Origin of the sequence: Lacisediminihabitans changchengi (assembly GCF_016634425.1) — a bacterium.
GTDB lineage: Bacteria > Actinomycetota > Actinomycetes > Actinomycetales > Microbacteriaceae > Lacisediminihabitans > Lacisediminihabitans changchengi.
This window is the reverse complement of the sequence record NZ_JAEPES010000006.1, coordinates 31,574-49,505: the sequence shown is the minus strand read 5'-3', so window position 1 is coordinate 49,505 and position 17,932 is coordinate 31,574. Positions and strand designations below refer to the sequence as shown.

At 66.5% G+C, this 17,932-nt stretch carries 15 protein-coding genes, 2 tRNA genes and 1 pseudogene; 5 read left to right on the top strand and 13 right to left on the bottom strand.

Features of this window, described 5'->3' with window-relative positions:
- Positions 1-164 precede the first annotated feature (164 nt).
- Positions 165-1,150: pseudogene (locus IV501_RS15175) on the bottom strand (DNA glycosylase AlkZ-like family protein).
- Positions 1,151-1,386: 236 nt separating this feature from the next.
- Between IV501_RS15175 and IV501_RS15170 the strand changes: the two are divergent.
- Together IV501_RS15170 and IV501_RS15165 are read left to right on the top strand one after the other, a co-directional pair.
- Entirely contained in the window at positions 1,387-1,830 is a 444-nt protein-coding gene (locus tag IV501_RS15170) for a YybH family protein (protein WP_200557176.1), read from the top strand.
- 84 nt (positions 1,831-1,914) lie between these two features.
- Complete coding sequence (locus IV501_RS15165; protein ID WP_200557175.1) at positions 1,915-3,099, top strand: low temperature requirement protein A; 1,185 nt, start codon at positions 1,915-1,917, stop codon at positions 3,097-3,099.
- 389 nt (positions 3,100-3,488) lie between these two features.
- On the opposite strand, the gene IV501_RS15160 is transcribed toward IV501_RS15165, so the two are convergent.
- Positions 3,489-3,965, bottom strand: a complete 477-nt coding sequence (locus IV501_RS15160) for a MarR family winged helix-turn-helix transcriptional regulator (protein WP_200557174.1) — start codon at positions 3,963-3,965, stop codon at positions 3,489-3,491.
- A gap of 191 nt (positions 3,966-4,156) precedes the next feature.
- On the opposite strand from IV501_RS15160, the gene IV501_RS15155 reads away from it, so the two are divergent.
- Entirely contained in the window at positions 4,157-4,600 is a 444-nt protein-coding gene (locus IV501_RS15155) for a DUF6069 family protein (protein ID WP_200557173.1), read from the top strand.
- A 103-nt stretch (positions 4,601-4,703) separates the two neighbouring features.
- Here the strand turns inward: IV501_RS15155 and IV501_RS15150 are convergent, their stop codons facing one another.
- The 7 genes from IV501_RS15150 to IV501_RS15120 form a co-directional block, all read right to left on the bottom strand.
- Positions 4,704-4,922, bottom strand: a complete 219-nt coding sequence (locus IV501_RS15150; RefSeq protein ID WP_200557172.1) for a PLD nuclease N-terminal domain-containing protein — start codon at positions 4,920-4,922, stop codon at positions 4,704-4,706.
- A 602-nt stretch (positions 4,923-5,524) separates the two neighbouring features.
- Positions 5,525-5,597 (bottom strand) — tRNA-Arg (locus IV501_RS15145).
- A gap of 32 nt (positions 5,598-5,629) precedes the next feature.
- On the bottom strand, positions 5,630-5,758 hold the full coding sequence (locus IV501_RS16455; protein WP_267910470.1) for a hypothetical protein: 129 nt from the start codon (positions 5,756-5,758) through the stop codon (positions 5,630-5,632).
- A 165-nt stretch (positions 5,759-5,923) separates the two neighbouring features.
- A complete protein-coding gene (locus IV501_RS15135) occupies positions 5,924-7,711 on the bottom strand; it encodes a glycoside hydrolase family 15 protein (RefSeq protein WP_234698673.1) in 1,788 nt (595 codons plus the stop codon).
- The gene (locus tag IV501_RS15130) at positions 7,704-8,369 is read right to left on the bottom strand and encodes a glycosyltransferase family 2 protein (protein ID WP_200557170.1); all 666 of its coding nucleotides are present in this window, start codon (positions 8,367-8,369) and stop codon (positions 7,704-7,706) included. The genes IV501_RS15135 and IV501_RS15130 overlap by 8 nt, the downstream gene beginning before the upstream one ends.
- A complete protein-coding gene (locus IV501_RS15125; RefSeq protein ID WP_200557169.1) occupies positions 8,366-9,655 on the bottom strand; it encodes a bifunctional PIG-L family deacetylase/class I SAM-dependent methyltransferase in 1,290 nt (429 codons plus the stop codon). Before IV501_RS15125 ends, IV501_RS15130 begins: the two co-directional genes overlap by 4 nt.
- A complete protein-coding gene (locus tag IV501_RS15120; RefSeq protein WP_234698672.1) occupies positions 9,649-10,680 on the bottom strand; it encodes an acyl-CoA dehydrogenase family protein in 1,032 nt (343 codons plus the stop codon). The genes IV501_RS15125 and IV501_RS15120 overlap by 7 nt, the downstream gene beginning before the upstream one ends.
- Before the next feature lie 92 nt (positions 10,681-10,772).
- Here IV501_RS15120 and IV501_RS15115 point away from each other — a divergent pair, with 92 nt between their 5' ends.
- Entirely contained in the window at positions 10,773-11,936 is a 1,164-nt protein-coding gene (locus tag IV501_RS15115) for a N(5)-(carboxyethyl)ornithine synthase (RefSeq protein WP_200557168.1), read from the top strand.
- Positions 11,937-11,985: 49 nt separating this feature from the next.
- On the opposite strand, the gene IV501_RS15110 is transcribed toward IV501_RS15115, so the two are convergent.
- From IV501_RS15110 to IV501_RS15100, 3 genes are all read right to left on the bottom strand, one after another.
- A tRNA-OTHER gene (locus IV501_RS15110) sits at positions 11,986-12,083 on the bottom strand.
- Positions 12,084-12,157: 74 nt separating this feature from the next.
- The gene (locus IV501_RS15105; protein WP_200557167.1) at positions 12,158-12,964 is read right to left on the bottom strand and encodes a hypothetical protein; all 807 of its coding nucleotides are present in this window, start codon (positions 12,962-12,964) and stop codon (positions 12,158-12,160) included.
- Positions 12,948-13,877 (bottom strand): HipA domain-containing protein, encoded by a 930-nt coding sequence (locus IV501_RS15100; protein WP_200557166.1) that lies wholly within the window; start codon positions 13,875-13,877, stop codon positions 12,948-12,950. The genes IV501_RS15105 and IV501_RS15100 overlap by 17 nt, the downstream gene beginning before the upstream one ends.
- 283 nt (positions 13,878-14,160) lie before the next feature.
- On the opposite strand from IV501_RS15100, the gene IV501_RS15095 reads away from it, so the two are divergent.
- Positions 14,161-14,403, top strand: coding sequence for a hypothetical protein (locus IV501_RS15095; RefSeq protein WP_200557165.1), 243 nt, complete (start codon positions 14,161-14,163; stop codon positions 14,401-14,403).
- A 12-nt stretch (positions 14,404-14,415) separates the two neighbouring features.
- On the opposite strand, the gene mobF is transcribed toward IV501_RS15095, so the two are convergent.
- Positions 14,416-17,847 carry a MobF family relaxase gene (mobF, locus tag IV501_RS15090; protein ID WP_307812339.1) on the bottom strand — a complete coding sequence of 1,144 codons (3,432 nt, stop codon included), beginning with the start codon at positions 17,845-17,847 and terminating at the stop codon, positions 14,416-14,418.
- Between the last annotated feature and the right edge of the window lie 85 nt (positions 17,848-17,932).

Sequence of the window (17,932 nt, the reverse complement as noted above, 5' to 3'; positions counted from 1 at the left end):
AATCAACGGCAGAGCGGTCGGCCCGACCTTTCAGCGGGCCCGACGCCCATTGAAGCATTCTCACAGCTTCGAGCGCAATGGCCTCTTTTTCGGCCGCATCGAATCTGTCTACTCATTCCCCGGTTGCCCCATCGATCGACTCGCGCAGCAGGAACTGCCCGAGATCACCACGCCCGCAGCTCGACGCCCAGCCACTGCGCCAGGTCGATGAGTTCGGCGCGCACCATCTCGTCTTCTTCCGGGTCGAAGGGAAAGAACTGGTGCACAGCGTTCACGGTCAGCGCGGTTTGGTCGCGGTCCACCTCGGCATCCAGCATCCCCACAAAGCGATCGCCCATCAGAATCGGATAGGCGAAGAATCCGTACCTTCGCTGCGGCTTCGGCTTGTACTGCTCGAGCACGTACTCGAACTCGAAGATCTCGCGCAGTCGGGGGCGATCGAAGAGCATGCCATCGTACGGGCTGAGGAAGACCACCCGGCCGCCGTCGTCACGGTCCAGAGCGGCAAGCGCCTCCGGATCGACCCGATACTTGCGAGTGTTCCCATCGATGACGGCCGGTTCGCCCGCATCCCCCACGGGAGTCCAGGCGACTTCTGTTTGGCGATGCCCGCGGCGTGCATCCTGCGCTCGCCCAGCAGTCGTTGGGCCTCGTCGATGTCGTACTCGGGGAGGTCCGGCGGGTAGACGCGCTCGGCCAGATCCCAGCGCCGATGCCGTCCTTCCCGACCGACGATGGCGACCTCCCCCTGGCGCTGCAGAAAGTCGAGCATGTGCACGGTCTGGTTGGGACCGAACCAGCCGTCCGGGGGCCGGGCCAGCTCGGCCGTGTCGGGGATCTCGGACGCGAACAGGGGCCCTTCGGCGCGCAGCCTGGCCAGCACCTCACCACGGAAACGGTGGTTCGCGGTCATCCATTCACGGCTGCTCTCCCGCCGTGGCCACTGCCGCATGGCCGGGAGCATCAGCGGCAGCAGGCTGATCGGGCGAAACGCTCCGTCGAATTCGAACAGTAGGCGGTCGGACTCGACGGCCTTCGTGAGCTGGATGGGGTCGTAGCCCTGCCCGATGCGAGACCACAGGATGCTGTGCTCGGCCGGGGCGATGACCGCGGTCGGGTCGATCTTGATTGCCCCGAGCTCCTCCGCCACCTCTACCACATCACCCGGGCGAGCGGCGTCGAGCAGCTGTGCTCGAACCGCGATGCGGCGGGCGTGGTCGCGCGTGAGCTGGTGCGTCACGCGATGAGGCTAGCAGCCGGCCCGCGGCCGCCACGAGGGGTGCGCCCGACACCCGCTCTATCGACGGATGCCGCGGCGGGCTACCGTGGTCGCAGTCAGAGCCTCGCACCGCACCTCCCACATCGCACCGAAGCAACGGAGCCACCATGTCGGATCAGAACAGTGACGTCACCGCCCTTCTCACCACGTACAGCGCCGCGGCCTATGCCAAGGATGTCGACCTGTTCATGACGAGCTACGCCGACGATGTGCGGGTCTTCGACCTCTGGGGCAGCTGGCTGATCACGGGTGCGGCGACGTGGCGTGAGAGCATCGCGGGCTGGTTCGGCTCCCTGGGCGACGAGCGGGTCATCGTCGACTTCGAGGACATCGAGATCGCCGTCGGCGGGGATCTCGCGGCGTTGAACGGCCTGGTTCAGTACTCGGCCGAGTCGACATCCGGCGAGCGCCTTCGTCAGATGACTAATCGCATCACTTGGACCCTGGCTCGGCGCAATGGCGCCTGGCTGATCACGCACGAACACACCTCGGCTCCCGTCGATGAGGCGACGGGGAAGGTCATCCTTTCGCACTCCACTGCGCCGCGCTGACTGAGGGAAGCGAGTTGAGTCAGCCTGGTCGGGCGGAACGACGAGATTCTCCCGGCCGCCGAACACATCTGGCACGATAGCCGCATGACCTCCGCACCCGTGGGTCGCCCGTGGCAGCGTCCCGAACTTCGCGATGACGGCACCCGACATCGACCCGTCGGATGGGTCGAGCTGTTCTTCGATCTCGTCTTCGTGGTGATTATCGCCGTGCTCGCCCACGATCTCGAGCAGCACATCGAGAGTGTGGGGCTGCTCACGTTTCTGCTGCAGTTCGTCGCGGTGTTTTGGGTATGGAACGGCTTCACCTACTACACCGAGCGGTTCGAGTCTGCGGGGCTCGAGAATCGCCTGTTCGTATTTCTCGCGATCCTGGCCGTTGCCGGTCTCGCTGTGTGGGGCGAAGACGGGCTCGGGCACAACTATCTCGGATTCGCCATCGCCTACCTCGCCGCCCGGGCTCTCAACATCGCGCTGTGGCTGCGCGCGGCTATTCATGTTCCCCGCTTTCGACGGGCGGCCTGGTCATTCGCTGCGGGGTTCGCGGTCGCGGGCATCCTGATACTGATCAGTTTCGTGGTGGACGAGCAGTGGCGGCTGCTGCTGTGGGCCGCGGCCGTCGTGGCCGACATCGCCTCACCGGCGGTCACTCAGAGATTCCAGGCCGATCTGCCGCCAATTAGCCGTGACAAGTTCCCGGAGCGGTTCGGACTGTTCACCATGATCCTTCTCGGAGAGACGATCGCCGGAGTCATCCGCGGGGCCGCTGAGTCAAACGCCGAGTCGGGGCTATCCGCTACCACCCTGCTCGAGGCAGCGCTCGGCCTCGCGATCGGGTTCGGCCTGTGGTGGCTCTACTTCGATTTCATCGCCCGGCGACCCACTCGGCCGGTGTTCACGGTCGCGCTGCTCTGGGTCTACCTCCACATCGCTGCCATGGCGTCCATCGTGGTCGTCGGTGCCGGTATCGCGGCGGGGATCGCCGGAGACGAGACGCTGCCCCTGCCTGGCCCGGTATCGGCGTTTCTCTTCGGAGGGCTGGGGGCAGCCCTCATCGCTTTCGGTCTGCTGGAGCTGACGCTCGACCGAAACGACAACGAACCGACCCACCCTCGACTCAGCCCGGCGCTCAAGTTCGTGGTGGGTGCCGGCCTCGTCGCAGTGGCCGTCGCACAGCCCGCGATGTCGACGACTGCCGCCTTCGTCATAGCGATCGCAGCTCTTGCGGTGCAGGCCAGCTACGGAGCGATCGTCTACTACCGACAGCGCTGAAACCAATTGCTCCTGAGTGCGGGCGCCGGGCGTCAACCTCCCGCTGTCTCGACGACCGTGCGGCTGCGGGGCAGGACTTTCCCGATCTCGACACGGCACTGCTATGGGCCGCACGCTGCCCGGCGACCATCAGCCCTACTGGATCTGCCGAGCGAGGCTTGCCGAGGCTCGGAAAGATCTCGAGAATGCCCGCCTTGCGAGGGACCGGGCGATCGGTCTAACTACCAGCCGGGCGGTTCGCCGATACCTGATTGCCTTACGTGGTGCGCCCGGAGACGCCCTGGCCGTCCCGACCGTCTACGCCCAAGGCCATCGTCCCGCTTCACGGTTGACGTCTGGGGTGCCGAAACCGGCGTCGAGAACGCCCCCCGCCGAGGTTCTCCGGGCCGCTATTCCGGCTCGGAGGTCAGAGCTGCACTCGTTTGCTGGAGAAAGCGAAGGATCACCGCTCGCTCCTCGGCCGTGTATTGCGAAGCGACCTGGTCCATCGCATGAACTGCAGGGGATATAACGGCGATGACCGCACTGATAGCAGATTCAGTCGGGGTGAGTCGCACTCGGCGTCCGTCGCCGCTGTCTCTGTGCCGCTCCACATGGCCGAGTTGTTGCAGGCGATCCAAGAGCTCGGAAGTTGTCGCGGCCGCGAGCCCGAGTCGTGAAGCGAGTTCGGCGGGGCCGAGGGATCCGCGGGCATCAAGAATGTGCTCAATTGCGTAGTACTCGGATGGCTTGAGATTCATCCGGGATGCGAGTTCGCGGTCGTGGGCTCGAAATCTCTCGCTCAGTTCACGAAGCGCGAAACTCAGCTCGTCGGGTCGCAGGTCAGTCGCGTAGACGGCGTTTCGCTCCTCGTCCGGCGTGACCATTTTATGAGTGTACTTGACAGGTACTTCGGAACCCGACATATTTACTTCATTCGGTTTCCGAAACAGTCAGGAGTGTCACGTCGGGAAACCCGCACCATCTCAGAGTGGGACCCGGTCTCTGCCTGGTGTAGGCAATCCGAAACCGCTGTGGCAACCTCACTGCCACAACCCCGACCGAAGAGAAGGACGAAATGAATCAGACCCCATTGGCAACCAAGGCAATCTGGCTTCGTGGCGCTGCAGCAAGCGCCATCGCCGCAGCGATCAATGTCATCGTGGCGGCAGTCGCGGCAGTCGCCGTCAACGCGTCACCTACGTTCCTGGCCCTGACGCCCGGACCCGTAGCGTTCCTGACGATCATCCTGATGGCAGCAGGCACGCTGGTGTACGCGATCATCAATGGCACAACCACACGTCGTCCCGATCGCTGGTTCGCGTTTATCGCGACCGCGGTCGCCCTCGTCAGCCTGGCCGCCCCAATTCTCCTGGCCATCGACCCGAGCCAAGCACCGGAACGACTCGGAGTAGCCTCGCTGCCAGCCGCGCTGTCCTTGATCCCACTTCACCTAGTCCCCGCCGCAGCACTCATCCTTGCGCTCAGATGGAGGCCGAGCCGCCGACCGAACGAGAGCTGACCACGCGACTCGCTTCCGAACATGGTGCGCGGCCATCGGCCTGACCTCTGTGTTCTCCGGGTGTGCGTGAAATGTGGCACCAGCTTGGATGAGACGCACTCGCTTATGACAACTTCTGGCGTTGCCGCGACCGGCCCCAGGCGAACCAAGCCAGGGGGCCGATGAACGGAAAGATGATCACGAGCGTCACCCAGACACCTCGTTCGATCCGGGCGACCGTGGGCCGGCGCATAATGCTGGCAACCGCGAGAACCCACAATGCCAGCCAGCTCGCAGTGACCAGTGCGACGACGACCACGTGGGTGAGGTCAGTGCCGTTCATACGGACACCTCCAGAATGGATGCCTCGCGTGCAGCCCATTCCTCGAAGCTGGTTGGTGGGCGCCCGAGCACACGTTGAACCCCCTCGCTGAGGTAGGCATCTTCACCTCGACGGATGTCTCCCAGCATGGCCATCCGCCACTGGACGTAGCCCTCGGCTGTGTTCGCCTCCCTGAGCCGAGCCAGATGCCGCTCGGGATCTTCGTGTTCACACCGAAGAGGGCGGCCAGCGTGGCGGCTGAGTATCTCCAGAGGACGAAACCCGCTGCCGACGGGAGCAGGCCGAGGTAGGCCGCCCCGAGTCACGCTGCAGGGCCGGCGGAGATGCTCATTGGCGGTCTCACCGCCTATGAGAGAGCCGGAAGGCGTCACGGACGACGAACGCCAGCAACGCGTCAGAGGTCGGCAAGCGATCACGCGCGTTCGGAACTGGCATGCCTCATCACTGCGCGGCCGGCCGGTAGGCCGAATGACCAGACGTCACCAGGCCACTATCTCGTCACCGAAACCGCATCTCCCACCAAAAGGCGTGGTCACATGTTGGCACGACGGCGCAGGAGTCGTTTACTCTGATCCGAACATGATCTGACCAGTGCTTTTCTGTGCGCCCGGAGGGATTTGAACCCCCGACCTATTGATCCGTAGTCAATTGCTCTATCCGCTGAGCTACGGGCGCATTTTCGCTGGCTGCAAGAACCAACCTGACGACTATACCAGCGAAAACGGGTGCTTAAAAACCACCGTCAGATCGTCGCCACCGAACCCGAGTACTTCGCGCTTCTCCATCATTGCGTCGGTCATCGGCGTGTGGATGAACGCGGGAGAGACGCCGTTCACGAGCAGGCCCTCCTTCGCGTAACTGCGCGACGGTCAAACAATCGACCACACTGTTCGTGGCGAGCGCCCGCGAGAATCTGACGGAGGAGCAGCTCGAGACGCATCCGCTCTCCGGCTCGGTCTTCAGTTTCGACACCGACACTCGGGGGCGCGAGTCGCGCGTCTTCAGCGCGAGAGCTCCTCGATCGTGATCGCCGCGGTGATGAGGGCGAGATGACTGAGCCCCTGCGGTAGGTTGCCGAGGAAGCTGTGGTCGTCTGCGTCCATCATCTCCGAGTAGAGCCCCACGTCGTTGCCGAGAGCGACCAGCCCGTCCAAGAGCTCTGTCGCCTCCTCTTGCCGGCCGACGCAGGCGAGAGCCGAGGCCATCCAGAACGCGCACGCGACGAACGTGCCCTCCTCGCGCTCTGCTCCGGTGTAGCGGTAGAGCAACGGGCCGCGGCCGAGCTCCTCGCGCAGCGCGTCGATGGTGGTCGACATCCGTTTTCCGCGATCGAAGCCACTCGGCGCGTGCAGCAGCACCGAGGCGTCGAGCTCTTCCGCGCCCGGCCAGGCCACCCAGGCCTGCCGCTTCTCCGACCAGCAGTGCTTCTCGATCCAGTCGCGGATGGCGTCGCGCTCCGACTTCCAGCGCTCGGAGTTTCCCGGAATCTGGCCGAGCTCGCACAGGGCGACCGCGCTGTCGAGCGCCATCCAACAGCCCATCTTCGACGAGGTGTAGTGCCGCAGTTCCTCGAGCTCCCACATGCCGGAGTCCCGTTGCCGCCAGGCGTCGCTGGCCCGATCGGCGACGGATGCGAGCAGCCGACCGGTCTCCGCATCGAGCAGGTTGCCCGCCTCGACGTAGCGCCGCATGGTGACGAACAGGTCTCCATAGATACCGAGCTGCAGCTGGGACTTGGCCGGATTGCCGATCGCGACGGGGCCGACGCCGCGCCAGCCCGGGGCGTCGAGCAACTCCACCTCGGGCGGCGTATCGCCGTCGAGCGTGTAGAAGATGTGAAGCTCCGGGCCATGCTCCTTGATCGTGGTGAGCAGCCACGAGACCGCCGCGTGCGTCTCCTCGCGCAGCCCGAAGCGAATGAGCGCATTGACCGTGTAGGCAAGATCGCGCACCCAGGCGTAGCGGTAGTCCCAGTTCTTGCCGCCGCTCATCGACTCGGGGAGGGATGTCGTGGCCGCTGCCGCGATGGAACCGGTCGGACTGTAGATGAGCAGCTTCAATGCCAGGGCGCTGCGCTGCACCGCGTCGGCCCAGGGGCCGTCATAGCTGAACTCGCTCGACCAGAGCTGCCAGTTCTGAATGGTGCGATCGATCGTGCGGTCTGTGCTCGCGGCGTCGGGCAGATGCAGCGGCTCGTCTGCCGTGCCCGCGACGATGAGCAGATGGCGCGATTCGGCGGACGTCGTGAACGACCCCTGCAGCCCGCGTGGCCCTCCCCCACGCGGCCCGTGGTCGGATCCCTTCACCGCGATGGTGACGCCATCGATGCGGATGACCTTGCCGTGCGTGGTCTGCTCCACCCAGGGACTCGACCGCGCGAACCGGGTGCCGGGGGCCACCCGCCAGCGGAAGTGCACCGAGCCTTCGAGACCATCGACGCGCCGGGCCAACTCCAGCCACGGCAGGCGTCCGGCGACGCCGGTGACGAGGGCGTCGGTAATCCTCGCCCTGCCGGTCGCGGTGGTGAACGTGGTCTCGAGCACGTTGCTGCCGGGCAGGTAGCGCCGGGTCACGGTGAACGGATCACTCGGGGCGAGCTCGATGGCGCCGCCGTCTTCCCCATCGAGCAGGCGCGCGAACACCGGGATCGAGCCGAGCGACGGCACCGGCATCCAGTCGATCGCCCCGTCCAGAGCGATCAGGGCGACCGTGCGCCCGTCACCGATCGCGCCGTAGGAACGAAGGTCGACGTAGCCGTCGATCCGCTCGGTCGACAGCGCCTCAGGCAACGATTCCTCCATGAAGAAAGCGCGCATACCCGCCGGGCGTGCGACCGATGGAACGCCCGGAGGTGAGCACCTCGCACCCGTCGGTGGGCAGCGCCCGGCCGGTGATGCGTCCCACCAAGTCGTTGTCCTCGTGCTCAGAGAGGGAAGCAAATCCGCCGGCACGCAGATACGCGCTCGCCCGCACGCCCAGGTTCGCGCCGTGCACATGTCCGTTCGGGCTGCCGCGTCGATGGGTGCGCCGCCAGTGAGCGATCTGATCGGTGGACAGGTCGGCGAAGTCGGGCCGCACGGTGCCGATCATCAGGTCGAAGCCCTCCTCGGCGATCGCAAGCTGTTCCACGATCCAGTTGCGCGGCACCACACTGTCGGCGTCGGTGTTGGCGATCCAGCACTGCTCGGGCGCGGCGTCCAGCAGCTCGAGTGCGCGGGTGACGCCGGCCGCGCGGGCAGCACCCACGTTGGCCGCGTCCAGCTCGATCACCGTAACGCCCTGCATGCTCCGCGCGAGAACTGCGGTGGCATCGCCACAGCTGTCGGCCACCAATACGATCGGGATGTCGCGCGCCGTGGCATCCCTCGCGGCCAGCACCGAGCGCAAACAGCGCTCGACGAACTCGCCCTCGTCGCGGGCAGGGATCACCACCGCAAGCCGGGTCACGCCAGCCCCGTTCGCTCGGCGACGGAACGGCCGTCACGACTCACCACATCGAGCACGAAGTCGGCTTCGACGTGGTGCACCAGGTTCGCCAGCCCGCGCGCGGCAACCGCGGCATGCACGGCGTCGCCGGTCATCGGATAGTCGGCCACCGGATGCCGCCAGTGGCAGAGCAGTACGGTTCCGTCGAGCGCCAGCGCGGCCTCGATCCGGTCGAGCAGACGCTCGAGCCCGTCTGGCTCGAGGTAGTAGCCGACCTCGCTGAGCACGATCAGGTCGAACGGTCCGTCGGGCAGAGCTGCGCCCGCATCCGCCCGCTCGATCGTCACATGGGGCTGGTCGGCGAGACGCTCGCGAGCCCGATCGACCGCCGTCTGCGAGATGTCGATCGACAGCAGGCTCTCGCAGCGCGGCGCGAGCTCGGCGGTCAGCACCCCGATCGACCCGCCGATCTCCAGCGCGCGTCCATAGCTCTGGTTTGGCAGCGCCGCGAGGGTGATCGCCCGCTTGCGCTGCTCGTACCAGCGGTCGGTGAACCCCCACGGATCGTCGTGCCGTGCGTACAGCTCATCGAAGTAGTCCACGGCGAGGGCGTCGGATGTCACGAAGATCTCCAGGGGTCGGCGAAAGTGGTCGAGGAAGTCGGCGCGCAGCATCGGCGCGGGTCCGGTCAGCTGGGACACGAACGCGGCGATGGCCCGCGGCTTGCGCCCGTCACGCGGAAGGGTGAGGGAGGCGAACCGCTCCCAGGGCACGGCGGGATCGGCGGGGGTCGCCCAGTGCCACATCCAGATCGGGTATTCGATCAGCCGGAAGCCGACCGCGACCTCGGCGACGACCTCGCCGACGATCCGGTGATCGCGGTGTCCGTCGTTGCGCCACGGCGCGGCGATGAGGCTATGCTGTCGCGGCACCGAGGCAAGGATGCGGCGCACAGCGACGAGGAGTTCCGCGCGATACTCCCGAGTCTGTCCGTCGGCGAAACCGAGCTCGCGGATGCGGGCCTGCGGGGCGAGCGAGGTGACAGCGGCGCGCAGCTCTCGGGAACGCTCGGTCGCGTCTCCTGCGGCCCCGCCATCCGTCACCACGATGACATCGACGGGAATTCGGCGGCGATGCGCCTCGGCCATGAGGCCGCCGGCGCCCAGCGTCTCATCGTCGGGGTGGGCGGCGAAAACCACCAGTCGTTCGATGCCCTCGAGCGACAGGCGAGGCAGGTGGGCGAGCCGACCGTCGGCGTCCCAAACCTCTACAGGGGTGCCGACGGATGCCGCGTCGAAGGTCACCACGGCGGCGCATCCGATCGCAGCAGGGTTTCGCCGAGCGCAGCCTGGTCTTTCTCGGCGTGATGTTGGCGCACGTAGAGCTCGAGGTCGGCGACCCGTTTGGAGTGCGCCTTATCGAGGGCGAGCGGCGCGGGGCCGAGCGCGTGGCCGACCCGCGTCAGCGTCTCTTCGACCGCGCGCGCCACGGTCGCGCGGACTCGCTTGGTCAGCAGACGACCACGAGCACCGGATGCCTCGCCCGAATCCACGAGCGCTGCACCCTCGGCGAGCGCGCGTCGACCGGACTCGAGCAGCTCGTCGATCGCACCCAGATGCATGAGCAAAAACGGCTTTCCTGACGACGCTGCGGAAAACACGCTTCGAGCGAGGCCGACCGCGCCGCCATACCAGCAGGCGGCGACCGCCATGCCGCCCCAGGAGAAGCCCGGCCGCTCGAGGTACCAGCCGGGCTCGCCGATCGGGGTGGCCGAGACGTCGGTGAAGTGCACCGGCCCGCTGGGGATCTCGGCGAGTCCACGTGCGTGCCAGGAACCCTCCTCGACCTGTACGCCGGGCCCGCGGAGCGCCACGGCGAAGAGCCCGCGCCGGTCGTCATCTCTGGTGGCGGAGACCAGCGCCAGGTCGAGGGATCCCGCTAGCGAACACCACTGCTTGGTGCCGGTGACGATCCACGAATCCCCTTGCTTGTGCGCGCGTAGGGGCTCGCCGCCCTCGGCGGCGTAGACGCCCCAGGTTTCCTCGCCGGCCGGTACCCCGTGCTCGGCCTGTGCCAAAATCGCGATCGCGTCGAGGTGCGGCTCCATCGCCCGCGCGGCCCCGAGGTCGATGGCCGCGGCCGTCGCGAGCGCCTCCCAGAGCTGACGTGTCTCGCCCGAACCGGGCACGGCGTCGACGGTGCGCGCCCAGGCCAGGGCGGAGGCTGGGTCGGTGACCGGGTGGTCCAGCAATGACGTAACGAGCGGATCTGGATGCCCGGGCCTCCCGCCGAGCAGGCTCACGGGCATCCGCGTCCAATCCACTGCCGTCATGAGTCGCACGGTACGCGAAGCCCCAGATTTCCCCAGGGGCTTGACGCTGGGCCCAAAACCGACGAGAACTCGCCCGTCACCTAGGGTGCAGTATGAGTGAAACCGATTCCGTGCCAGAGTTGCTGTCCCTCGGAGTGATGGCGACCTCCCGCAAGCCCGACGAACGACGCCTCCCGATCCACCCCGCTCACCTCGACCGGATCGATGGGGATCTGCGAGCGAGGATGATCCTCGAACGTGGCTACGGCCTGCGATTCGGCATCCACGACGCGGAGCTCGAACCGCTGGTCGGGGCGATGGCCGACCGGGACGAGATCATTGCGCTGACGGACATCGTGTTACTGCCGAAGCCGCAGGCCTCCGACCTTGAGGATCTGCGCGAGGGTCAGGTGCTGTGGGGCTGGCCGCACTGCGTGCAGGATCGACGGATCACCCAGCTCGCCATCGACAAACGTCTCACCCTGATCGCCTGGGAGGCCATGAATCATTGGCAGACTGACGGCGGATTCGGCCTTCACGTCTTCCACAAGAACAATGAATTGGCCGGATACTGTTCGGTGCTTCACGCTCTGCAACTCTGCGGCTCGACCGGCGACTACGGCCGCAGGCTCAGCGCTGTAGTAATCGGATTCGGTGCGACCGCGCGCGGTGCCGTCACGGCCCTGAACGCGCACGGAATCCATGATGTGCGGGCGCTGACCAACCGCGGGATCGCGGCCGTCGGCTCCCCCATTCCCTCGGTGGACATCATCCAGTTCGAGCACAGCGACGAGGCCCCGTTCGAGAGCACTGTCAACACCGAGGACGGGCCGGTGAGGCTTGCGCCGTACCTCGCCGAGAACGACATCGTCGTGAACTGCACACTGCAGGACCCGAATGCCCCGCTCACCTATCTGCGTACCGAAGATCTTGACGAGTTCCGCCCCGGCAGTCTCATTGTCGACGTGTCGATCGATGAGGGGATGGGATTCAGTTGGGCCCGCCCGACCTCGTTCGCCGACCCGATGTTCACGGTCGGCGATTCGACCAACTACTACGCGGTCGACCACAGCCCGTCGTTGCTCTGGAACTCCACCACGTGGGAGATCAGCGAGGCGCTGATGCCCTTCCTGCGCACGGTGATGGAGGGGCCAGCATCGTGGGCGCAGTCCGAGACCATCGATCGGGCGATCGAGATCCAGGATGGCCGCATCCGCAACGACGCGATCCTCACCTTCCAGGGGCGATCTGGCGACTATCCGTACCTCAGCGCCTGAACGCGAAAATGCCCCGGAATCTCTATAATTCCGGGGCATTTTAGAAGTGCGGAGCCGGTGGGATTTGAACCCACGGAGGAGTATAAACCCCTCTCAACCTTAGCAGGGCCTACGACGTATGCAGATGATGCAGAAAACTTGGGCTCCTGCACACGGAACACGCTGGATTCAGAGATGTCTTCAGACGCTGGGACCCCCACAGGACCCTCGGGGCGGGCGGATCAGTAAGAGCGAGTGGCGACCTCGAGCCGACTTTGGAGGTCCGCGAAGGACTCCCCGACATGGAGAGTCACGAGCACCCGGAGATGCCAACCCGCATTCACTCCGTTGACACGGTCAACAACAACTCGGACGCTTGTTCCATCGTGAAGGCATGGAGCCGTGAGCTTCGCGAGCCAGTCAGGCAGGTACCCAACAGGCTCGTCGTGCTCCGTAAAGAACAGTTGAGCATCAGCATTGTAGTCGTTCCCAACCTCGGCGATGACTCGGAGTGATTGGCCGGGCGCAAGCCCACCCAAGAGAGCTTCGAGTTCGACGTCTGAGTATTGACGCGTCCAGCCATCAGTCGTCTCGACGGTCTTCTTGGCGAGATACCGGACCCCTGCGACCAACGCGGTGCAAGTCCAGCCCTCCGCACTCTCGCGAGGGAAAGGCGTGACCTGGAGCGTGTCCCCCTCCGAAGATCCCCCTGAACGAACGAGCTGCTCCCATGGAGTCGCCGCGGGATCGAGGCTCAACTCGTCGAGTACACGGACGAAATCTGGACGAGTTGGGTCCAGCACTCGCTCGCGGAACAACGGGAACAGTTCATCGCTCTTGTAGGTCTCCGCGAGGTCACGGAAGCCAAGCAATGGCCTGAACTCTGCGACGTGAGCGACGTTGGGAAGGTAGTTGAACGCGTAGGTCTCGCCATCGAATGTAAGGATCCCGACGGGAACCATCGCTCGTGTGCTGGGCTGCTGCCAGATGACGAGCAACTCGGTCTCGGTCACGACGTCAGCAACCGGCGCTTCAAGCACGGATGGCATCTTGGATCCTCCTTCCATTGATCTCTAACACTGCACCTGCGAAGCTACGCGTGACCTCCGACACTCCGCCATGGCGGCCAAGCAACGCCTCGAAATCAGCTTGCGCTACTGACTCCAACAGTCCTGCGAGTCGCGCTCTTCCCGCATTCGTGCAGTCCTGCTCGGCTCGTGCTGCAAGATCAACCAGCGGGGTCTTCAAGTCCCCATCGAATCGGCGCGCCAGGCCCTTCGACGCGAACGACTCAAGCGCGACAGGATCGCGGAGCCTGGCGGACCTCGCGACGTCCGTCAACTGAAAACCTAAACTCGCTTCCATATCATACGCGGGGGCCAGAGCGTCGGCAGGGCCTTGGCTGGATCGGGCCCGGAGTACGGACCAGTTCTGCTCGTGGCGGTCGCCGTTCCCGATCAATGCGTCAAGCATCAGATACCCAACGAACACGTCAAACGCTGTACACGCAGCCCACGAAGTTGCCTGCGGTGGCGCCACGTACCCATCCAGGGTGCGACGGATGTTATCGAGCGAGTGACCTATAGACGCGGATCGATCCCGCAGGGAGTCGCGGAGGTCGACGTCGATCCGATCCAGCATCGCGAGGCGACCCGTGTCCATGTCGTACTCAGCTGGCCGCACGTTTCGCGTGATGACGCCTTCGATCCCGTCGCGCACGGCAAGCCGGGCCTCAGCGGCCGGAACACTCAGGTCTTCCGCAATGGCCGCCGCAACAGCTTCAGCCCAGTCGCCCACTTGCCGATTGCCGTTGCTCTGTACGGTGGCCGGTTTGAACAGCCAATGTGTCTCAGGACCCGTTGATGAACCACCTGGTGCAGAGAGCCACACCTTCTCCGATGCGCCACGAGTTTCGACACGCAGGAACTCCCATGTCGTGACGTCTTCGCGGTCTGAACCCACAATCCGGAGTCTACGGACAGCCCGATCGCTCACGAACTCGACACTCTCGGCCAGCGGCAGTCGAACGGCAACCGTACGTCTCCCCCGACGCCGCATCGAGCGCGAAGGTTCTTCGGGGGCCGTCGCCTAGCCTTGCGTCATGACTCGCCTGGGTTCGGATCGTGTCAGCCGAGCGATCCCAGGTCGTCTGGATTGCTGGTTTCCTGATTGGGACAGCGACGCACGTTCTCGATCTGATCGGAGGGGCCTCGACACCTACGGGTAGTTCCCTGCCGGCCTGCGCGTGTTCTGGGTCTCGCTGACCATCCTCCATCCGCTGACGGTGCTGCTCTTGCTGTTCCGAAAGCGAGCGGGCGTCGTTGTGGCTCTGGTCGTGATCCTCGCCGACATCGCGGTGCACTGGACCGTCTTCCTCACGATCGGAGGCAATCCCTTGTTCGGGGTCGTCAATCAGACCATGTTCGCGGTTTTCCTCCTCATCACCACTCCCACCCTGTGGCGATCGTTCCGCATCGATCTCGCGTAGCGCCAGCCGTCGCTACAGGCTCAGGCCTCGGCCCCGCGGTGTGTGCCCGTGGCTGGGCGTGCGGCGCGTGAAGTCATCGCGTTGCGCGGCATGTGCCTTCCGTTCAGCAAGAGCGCGCTCGGCGGCCTCACGCTGGGCTTGCTCTCGCTCGGCACGATCGCGGATGAGTTCCGCAGCCTCGACAACAGGCAGAGCCTCGATCGCGACGAGGTCACGGCGGGCGGCGTCTGCGCGTTCCTGCCACCGGGCGGTCTGCGCTCGGGCATCGTTCTGCTTGCGGTCGCCGAATACCTGTCGGCGGAGGTTCGCGCGCTCCTGTATCTGTCGCGCGATGAGCTGCTGCTGTTTCTGTCGAGCCTCATGTGCCCGCTCCTGAGCCGCGATGACACGCGGGTCAGCGTCGGCCTCGCGCTGTGCCACTGATGCGGCCCATGGCTCGACCCCTGCCGCCGTCTCGGGTAGGGTGCTCCAGCGCGCCCGTCCAGCCCTCTCGATAGTGCGGTGTTCGTCTACGGCGGCGGTCACGGCACGGACGGCACGACGCTTGCCGAGCCCACTTGCGGTGCGCTGAGCGGCGGATGCCTCCCACATCCGCTCTCGTGCGGAGAGGCGGGCGGTGGCGTCGGCGGTGGCCTGCTCGATCAGTGGGTCGGCGACCTCTGCTCGTGCCTGTGTGACGGTGGTCTCTGCCGCGGTGACCGTCGCCTGCCGCTGCTCGACCTCCGCCCGCTGCTCCTTCGACTGACGGCTCAGCGTCGCTGCTACCTGCTTCCACCGGGCAGTTATGCGCTCAGCGCGGTCGATCTGCTCCGCGAGTCCGACGCGTTCGGCGTTCACGAGGCGCACCGGCCCGTCGGTCGTAAGCCCGGCGACGGCCTGCCGCGCCGCCTGGGTCGCGGTGACCAGCCCCCGGTCGGCACGTTCGCGCTCGAGCGCGAGGACGAACTGCTCGCGCGCGTCGTCCACATCCGCGGCGACGACGTGGAGCCGGTTGGTGTCCTGGCCGCGGGTCATGCCGACGTAGACGCCGGAGGCGTCCAGCGAGTCCGACAGGACCGTATGCGACGCGGGAACAGTGGCACCCTGCACGCCGTAGGCGGTGGTCGCGTAGGCGAGGTGGGTGTGCTCGGCGACGTACTCGGCCGGCAGGCGCACGGTGCGCGGCTGTTTCCGCTCGCTGCCCTTCTCCTTCGCCCACACCCTCCCGTCCGTCCCGACTGCCTGCACAATCCAGGTCTGCCGGTTCGCCACCTGCACGTCGGCGTCGTTCTGTCGAGTCTGGATCACGTCGCCCCGGCCGATGCTCAGCCCATCGCTCCCCGAAGTTGTGCGAGCGTCGTCGACCAAGCCGGCCCGCACCCGTTCGGCGCGGATGCGCTCGTTCAGCTCACGCGCCTCGTCGTTGGTCGCGGTCGTGATCGCGTCCCCGCCGCGTGCATCGTGGGCGATCATCTCCTGCACGGCCTCGGTACTCTCGTGCAACCGAACGAGGCCGAGGGCGTGCAGCCGGTCGAACAGCAACGCCGGATGCTCGCCCCGGCGCATCTGCACCGTAAGGTCCGCGTACTCCGGGTCCGCGAAGCGATGCACGGTCGTCATGTCGAACACGCGCGACGAGAGCTGCGCGGCGATGTCGAGTACGCCGCCGCGCCCGACCGCGGGGAGCTGCGCCCGGTCCCCGACGAGGGCGAGAGTTGTGCCGCGCTCATCCGCAACTGTCAGCAGCGCCAGGGCGGTGTCCTGGTCGAGCATGCCCGCCTCGTCCACCACGATCCGCTCCCCGCGGGTCAGCCACGCCTTCGCGGAAGGGCCAGTGTAGGTCGCGCCCGTGCCGGGGTCGGTGTCGCCGGGGTTGAGGCGGGTCCAAACGCCCTCCGGGTTCCACCGAAAGCCGTGCTCGTGGACGAGCTTCGCCACACTGTCGGTCGGCACGCCGAGTTCCTGCGTGGCGACGTCCGCGGCCTTCTTCGTCGGCGTCACGATCCGGGTTGCGCGGCCCTGCGCGGCGGCGGATTCGATCGCGGCCCCGAGCATGGTGGTCTTGCCCGCGCCGGCCGCGCCTTCGACCACCACGAGCGGGTCGGTCCCGGCGACCGCGGCGGCCGCCTGCGCCTGCTCGGGGTCCAGCCCGTCCCGCTGGGCGAGGCGGGTCACGTTGGGCACCCAGCGCGCGCCGGCGGTTGCACGCGCGATCAGCCGGTCGCGCAGGTTCGTCTCGGCGGCGACGACGTGCAGCGAGGTCAGGTGCGCCACATGGTCGGGTTGCACCGTGTCGGGCGGCAGCACCGACAAGCAATCCTCGACCGCAAGCCTCGTGGTGATCGCAACGAGGTCGCGCAGCGCCTCCGGGGTAGCGCGCACACCCGCCTCGGTGATGATGCGCGTGACGTTCTCCTGCACCGTGTGGCGGGTCCAGGTCGATGCCCCGGCCGCGCAACGGTCGAGTGCCCGCGATGCGACCTGTTGCACGCGCAGCTCGTCCAAGGTGCGCGCCGGCTGCACGGTGGCACGCGGGAGGTCCGGGGTGTAGCCGGCTTCCTGCAGTTCGCGCAACCACCCGGCCTCGTCGCCGAGGGTGGCCGGCTTCTTGGCGGGCCGTTCGTGATCCCAGGCCATCGCCTCCAGCCGTCTCCGGACGACCGGGCCGGGCTCCTGCCCGGGATGCTTGGCCTGCCAGTCGGCCTCGAACCTGGCGAGGTTGCGCTGCACCTGCGCCGACCGCTTGGACATTACCGCGTTGTAGGGTTCCAGTTCGGCGACCTCGCCGGTGACGGGATCGAGGGTGAGCCCGTGGGCGTCGAGCACCTGGGCGAGTTGGGGGTGCGCGGCGATGACGGCGGTGCCGAGCGCGCGAATCGCGCCCTGCTGCCGGAACAGCGCCCCGGTGTCCAGCCCCCGCCAGGCACCAGCTGCCCATACACGGGTGCCGATCTGGAAGTGGATGTGCCGGTGCGGGTCGCCGGCCCGAGAGGTGTGGTGGACGACAGAGACGGTTTCGAGCTGCTGTACCGGCACGACCTCCTGCTTCCCGCGCGGGCCGACGCGGGTGACGCTGTGCTGTCCGAGCCAGCGCCGGATCTCGGCCACCGCGTCCTTCTGCGCCGTGTCCAGCGCCGCCGACACTTCGGGGTGCAGGGCGGCGGCGATCGACAGGGACTTGGGCGTGTTCACGACCATCTCCATGAATCGCGGGCTGCCCTGCTTGCCCTCGCCCGCCAGTCGGGGCTTACCCATCGACTCGCCGGTGAGCGGATTCGTCCAGTCCACCCAGGCGGCATACTCGTCCGGCGTCAGCCCGACCTCGCAGATCACCTCCCCAGCGCCGTTCACGGCCGAGAACTCCGCCAGCGCGGTCCCGGCCTCCAGGTAATAGTCATCGGCGCGGGAGCGGTCGGACTCCAGGTAACGGCGGGCATCCGCGCCCGAGCCCCGGAAAAGGATCACGCCACCATGCACTCGGCACCTCGTGTTCTTGCTAATGTATTGGCAACTACCTACGGTAGCATACGTACATTCAATTAGGGGGGGA

Coding starts and splice junctions, on each gene's coding strand:
- IV501_RS15165 (WP_200557175.1), top strand. CDS start 1,915: ATGACCTCCGCACCCGTGGGTCGCCCGTGGCAGCGTCCCGAACTTCGC.
- IV501_RS15160 (WP_200557174.1), bottom strand. CDS start 3,965: ATGGTCACGCCGGACGAGGAGCGAAACGCCGTCTACGCGACTGACCTG.
- IV501_RS15115 (WP_200557168.1), top strand. CDS start 10,773: ATGAGTGAAACCGATTCCGTGCCAGAGTTGCTGTCCCTCGGAGTGATG.
- IV501_RS15150 (WP_200557172.1), bottom strand. CDS start 4,922: ATGAACGGCACTGACCTCACCCACGTGGTCGTCGTCGCACTGGTCACT.
- IV501_RS15155 (WP_200557173.1), top strand. CDS start 4,157: ATGAATCAGACCCCATTGGCAACCAAGGCAATCTGGCTTCGTGGCGCT.
- IV501_RS15120 (WP_234698672.1), bottom strand. CDS start 10,680: ATGACGGCAGTGGATTGGACGCGGATGCCCGTGAGCCTGCTCGGCGGG.
- IV501_RS15105 (WP_200557167.1), bottom strand. CDS start 12,964: ATGCCATCCGTGCTTGAAGCGCCGGTTGCTGACGTCGTGACCGAGACC.
- IV501_RS15170 (WP_200557176.1), top strand. CDS start 1,387: ATGTCGGATCAGAACAGTGACGTCACCGCCCTTCTCACCACGTACAGC.